Below are 3,779 nucleotides of genomic sequence, written 5' to 3' on the forward strand. Positions count from 1 at the left end.
CCGCCACCCGTCGCTCTGGCCGACGGCCGCCGTCCAGGCCGCCCGCCTGGCCCGGCCGGGATGGTGGCGGCGCCGCCCGTTCCTGCCCCTGCCCGACCCCGCCTGGCTGCGCTTCCGCCTCCAGACGGCCTACGGCGACCCGGACCGGGAGCCGGCCCCGGCCGACCTCGTCGCCTGGCTGCGCTGGTGCCGATCCTGGCCGCACTCGGCACGCGGGCACGGGTAACGTCCCGCCATGGGCCGGGCACTCGTGCTCAACGCCAGCTACGAGCCGCTGTGCGTCGTGCCGGCCCGGCGGGCCGTGGTGCTCGTCCTCGACCACAAGGCCGAGGTCGTGCACGGCACCGGCACCGTCGTCCGCTCCGAGCACGTCACCGTCGACGTCCCGTCCGTCATCCGCCTGCGCTACTTCGTGAAGGTCCCGTACCGGCGGCGGGCCGCGCTCAACCGGCGGGCCGTGTTCGCGAGGGACGGGTCCCGCTGCCAGTACTGCGGCGCGGCGGCCGACAGCATCGACCACGTCGTCCCCCGCAGCCGCGGTGGCGAGCACGTGTGGGAGAACGTCGTGGCCGCCTGCCGGCCGTGCAACGCCCGCAAGCGGGACCGGCTCCTGAGCGAGACGTCGATGACGCTCGTCCGGCGCCCGGCCGTGCCCCGGCACCTCACCTGGGTGATCGTCGCCGTCGGCGAGGTGCCCGAGCACTGGACCCCGTACCTCGAGTCGGACGCGTCGCTGTCGGCCTGACCTGGCGCACCGAGTCCTGGTCGGGGTCGGCCGCCGAGTTCCACGCCCGCGCCGTGCCCGAGCCCGTCGAGCGGGCGGTGTGGACCTTCGCCGTGGACCGCCCGGCCGTCGTGCTCGGCAGCACCCAGCCCGACGCCGTCGTCGACCGGGCGCGGGCGGCCGCCGCCGGGGTCGAGGTCGTCCGCCGGCGCAGCGGGGGAGGGGCCGTCCACCTCGCGCCGGGCGCCGTGCTCTGGGTGGACGTGGTGCTACCGAGGGCCGACGCGCTGTGGGACGACGACGTGTCCCGGTCGGCGGCGTGGCTCGGGTCGGCGTGGGGCGCGGCGCTGGCCGCCTGCGGGGTGGCCGCCGAGGTCCACCGGGGGCCGATGGTGCGCACCCGGTGGTCGTCGCTCGTGTGCTTCGCGGGATTGGCGCCGGGGGAGGCGACGGTCGGCGGCGCCAAGGTGCTCGGCGTCTCCCAGCGCCGGACGAGGGCGGCGGCCCGCTTCCAGTGCGCGCTCCTCGGCCGGTGGGACCCCGTCCCCCTGCTCGACCTGCTCGCGCTGGCCGACGCCGACCGCGCCGCGGGCGCCGCCGACCTGGCCGCCGTCGCCGCCGGCGTGCCCGTCCCCCTGGCCGACGTGGCCGCCGCGCTGGGGGACGCCCTCCCGGCCTGAGCCCGCAAGTTCCCCACGCTCGGCGCGGACGCGGTTGACGGGTGGGGAGAAGTGGCATACCGTGGGTCGCAGTGGTTCGAAGGGGTGCCGCCTGGAGAACCATCGGATCGACGATGAGGGAGCGGCGTGTTCGTCGGGACCTTCGAGCACACGCTCGACGACAAGGGCAGGGTCGTGCTGCCCGCCGGGTTCCGGCTCCAGCTCGGCGAGCACGGCGTCCTGTCCAAGCTCGACGCCTGCCTGGCGCTCTGGGCGCCGCCGGCGTTCGAGGAGGTGAGGACCTACATGCAGGAGCAGGCGAGGGCCGGGAAGCTGTCCGTGAACGCCCTGCGGCGCTTCGCCTCGCTGTCGCACCCGGTCACCCCCGACGGCCAGGGGCGCATCTCGATCCCCGCCCACCTCCGCTCCCTCGTCTCGATCGAGCGCGAGGTCGTCATCACCGGCAACTTCGACCGCATCGAGCTGTGGAACCCGGCCACGTGGCAGGGGATCACCGAGGAGGCCGACGCCAGCCTGGCGGCGGCCGTGGCCGAGCTCGGGATCTGAGTGCGGTGCCGGTTCGCTCATCCGCAGCCCCTCGGCCAGCCAGATGGAAGGCCCCTACTCCGCCCGCTGCCCATCGAGCTCAGTCGGGGAGACATCCCGGCGAGCGCCGGCTGGCCGGGGGGCTGCCGATGAGCGAGCCCCCCACCTTCTCCCACCTCCCGGTCATGGTCGACCGCGTCGTCGAGGTGCTGGCCCCCGTCCCGGCCGGCACCTACGTCGACGCCACCGTCGGCGGGGGCGGCCACGCGGCCGCCGTGCTCGCCGCCGCGCCCCACCTGCGGCTCGTCGGCCTCGACCGCGACGCCGACGCCATCGCCGCCGCCGGCGAGCGCCTCGCGCCCTTCGGCGACCGGGCCAGGCTCGTCCACGCCCGCTTCGACGAGCTGGCGTCGGTGGTCGACGGCCCGGTGTCCGCCGTCCTGTTCGACCTCGGGGTCAGCTCGCCGCAGTTCGACCGGCCCGACCGGGGCTTCAGCTACCGGGCCGACGCCCCCCTCGACATGCGCATGGACCGGCGCGACCCGGTGACCGCGGCCGACATCGTCAACACCTGGGGCGGCGACGAGCTGGCCCGCCTGCTGCGCACCCTCGGCGACGAGCGCTTCGCCAACCGCATCGCGAGGGCGATCGTGGCCGCCCGCCCGGTGGACACGACGGCACGGCTGGCCGAGCTCGTCGCCGACGCCGTGCCGGCGCCGGCGCGGCGGCGGGGGCACGGCCACCCGGCCCGGCGCACGTTCCAGGCCCTGCGCATCGCCGTCAACCGGGAGCTCGAGGTGCTGCCCGTCGCCCTCGACGCCGCCCTCGACCTGTTGGCGCCGGGCGGCCGGTGCGCCGTGCTCGCCTACCACTCGGGCGAGGACCGCATCGTGAAGGAGCGGTTCAAGGAGGCGGCGACCGGCGGGTGCACCTGCCCGCCCGGCCTGCCCTGCACGTGCGGGGCCGAGCCCCGGTTCCGCCTGCTCCGCCGGGGCGCGTGGATGCCCGCGGCCGACGAGGTCGCCGCCAACCGCCGGGCCGAGAGCGCCCGGCTCCGGGCCGTGGAGCGGCTGGCGGCATGAGCACCACCGTCCGCTCCCGCGTCCTCGCCGTCCCCGAGCTCGACCGGCCCCGCCGGGCCCGGCCCGACCTGCGGGTCGTCGACCCCGACGAGCTGTCGCCGGCCGCCCGGCGGCGCCGGGCCAGGATCCTCTGCACCCTCGTGGCCGTCGTGGTCGTCGGCAGCCTGTTCGGGGTCACCGCCATGCACACGGTGCTGGTCGCCGACCAGGGCGAGCTCGACGTGCTCGACCGCCGGGTGGCCGAGCAGGAAGCGCGGTACGAGCGCCTGCGGCTCGAGGTCGCCGAGCTGGAGTCGCCCGACCGGATCGTGCGCGAGGCGACCGAGCGGCTCGGCATGGTGCCGGCCGCCGACGTCGTGTACCTCACCCCGTCGCCGGAGCTGGCCGAGGAGGTGCTGGGCGCCGACCGCCCGGCGGCCGACCAGGGCGGCGGCTGATGCCCGCCCGCCCGGGCGAGCGCCGCACGACCAGCCCCTACGGCCCCTCGCCCCTGGCCAGGGGCACCGCCGCGCCCACCCGCTCGGCGCCCGCCCGCGAGGGGGCCGCCCGCCGCTCGCGGGGCGCCGCCGGGGCGCCGCCCCGCCGGTCGCTCCCGCCCGACCCCCGCCGCCCGCCGCGCCCCTCGGGCCGGGCCGGCGACAGGCCGACGGCCGGCCTCGGTGCGCCCGTCCCGTCCGCCCGCCCCGCTCGCCGCGCCGGCGCGACGGCCGCCCTCGGTGCGCCCGTCCCGTCCGGCCGCCCCGCTCGCCGCGCCGGCGCGACGGCCGG

Annotated in this window: 6 protein-coding genes; all 6 read left to right on the forward strand. The window is 77.9% G+C overall.

All coding sequences use genetic code 11. The features are described 5' to 3' along the window. The coding region (locus VGB14_08205) for a hypothetical protein (GenBank protein HEX9992892.1) at positions 1–226 on the forward strand (226 nt) is incomplete at its 5' end. Between the two features lie 9 nt (positions 227–235). After that, complete coding sequence (locus VGB14_08210) at positions 236–745, forward strand: HNH endonuclease (protein ID HEX9992893.1); 510 nt, start codon at positions 236–238, stop codon at positions 743–745. Positions 746–798: 53 nt separating this feature from the next. Continuing rightward, the gene (locus VGB14_08215; protein HEX9992894.1) at positions 799–1,404 is read left to right on the forward strand and encodes a hypothetical protein; all 606 of its coding nucleotides are present in this window, start codon (positions 799–801) and stop codon (positions 1,402–1,404) included. A gap of 126 nt (positions 1,405–1,530) precedes the next feature. Continuing rightward, positions 1,531–1,950 carry a division/cell wall cluster transcriptional repressor MraZ gene (locus VGB14_08220; GenBank protein ID HEX9992895.1) on the forward strand — a complete coding sequence of 140 codons (420 nt, stop codon included), beginning with the start codon at positions 1,531–1,533 and terminating at the stop codon, positions 1,948–1,950. Between the two features lie 128 nt (positions 1,951–2,078). Then, positions 2,079–3,011: a 16S rRNA (cytosine(1402)-N(4))-methyltransferase RsmH gene (rsmH, locus tag VGB14_08225; protein HEX9992896.1), complete on the forward strand. Its 933-nt coding sequence runs from the start codon at positions 2,079–2,081 to the stop codon at positions 3,009–3,011. Beyond that, positions 3,008–3,448: a septum formation initiator family protein gene (locus tag VGB14_08230; protein HEX9992897.1), complete on the forward strand. Its 441-nt coding sequence runs from the start codon at positions 3,008–3,010 to the stop codon at positions 3,446–3,448. Before rsmH ends, VGB14_08230 begins: the two co-directional genes overlap by 4 nt. Positions 3,449–3,779: the final 331 nt, after the last annotated feature.

This window comes from Acidimicrobiales bacterium, assembly GCA_036399815.1.
In the GTDB taxonomy this organism is placed as follows: domain Bacteria; phylum Actinomycetota; class Acidimicrobiia; order Acidimicrobiales; family DASWMK01; genus DASWMK01.

Coding starts and splice junctions, on each gene's coding strand:
- VGB14_08210 (HEX9992893.1), top strand. CDS start 236: ATGGGCCGGGCACTCGTGCTCAACGCCAGCTACGAGCCGCTGTGCGTC.
- rsmH (HEX9992896.1), top strand. CDS start 2,079: ATGAGCGAGCCCCCCACCTTCTCCCACCTCCCGGTCATGGTCGACCGC.
- VGB14_08230 (HEX9992897.1), top strand. CDS start 3,008: ATGAGCACCACCGTCCGCTCCCGCGTCCTCGCCGTCCCCGAGCTCGAC.